Origin of the sequence: Erwinia sp. MYb416, assembly GCF_037479575.1 — a bacterium.
In the GTDB taxonomy this organism is placed as follows: domain Bacteria; phylum Pseudomonadota; class Gammaproteobacteria; order Enterobacterales; family Enterobacteriaceae; genus Erwinia; species Erwinia rhapontici.
Genome location: NZ_JBBGYT010000272.1, coordinates 1 through 549 on the forward strand (window position 1 = coordinate 1; position 549 = coordinate 549).

The 549-nt window shown below is 56.5% G+C and carries 1 protein-coding gene; it reads right to left on the minus strand.

The window, feature by feature from the left end:
* Positions 1 to 170: 170 nt before the first annotated feature.
* Positions 171 to 549, minus strand: a 379-nt coding sequence (gene arnF, locus WH277_RS02460; protein WP_339504217.1) for a 4-amino-4-deoxy-L-arabinose-phosphoundecaprenol flippase subunit ArnF, incomplete at its 5' end; no start/stop codon positions are given.

Sequence of the window (549 nt, forward strand, 5' to 3'; positions counted from 1 at the left end):
CCCCGGATGGCCCCGTTAGCCAGAGGAATTCCCCCTTATGAAGCTCAAAGGAAACGGGCGACAACAGCGTTTTACCCTGACGCACAAACGAGACCTCCCTGACCTGCAGGAGGGGAAGTGAAGGGATCATGTTTAACAGACTCTGTGTAATGAATCGCGCGATGATAGCATTATCTTTGGGCCTTTTTCCCCGGCCAGAATATCAGTAACAACCCGGCGAGGATCAGTACCGCGCCCACCAGCTTGCCCCAGAGAAAGACTTCATTCATCCCTGGCAACCACAGTGCCGCTGTCCACACCAGCAGATAACTCAGACTCAACAGCGGGTAAACCCGGCTCAGGGGCAGGCGCTGTAAGGCCAGCAACCAGCACATCATCGATAAAGCGTAGGCCAGTAGCCCGCCGGACAGCACCAGCGTGGGTAAGGAGAGGCTGAGCAGCGCCGCGCTGAACAGCGTGAGCTGATCGATAGCGGGAAGCTGTACCATCGCCCACTTCATCATTAACTGCGCGCCACTGATCAGCAGCACGCTGCAAAAAGCATAGAGC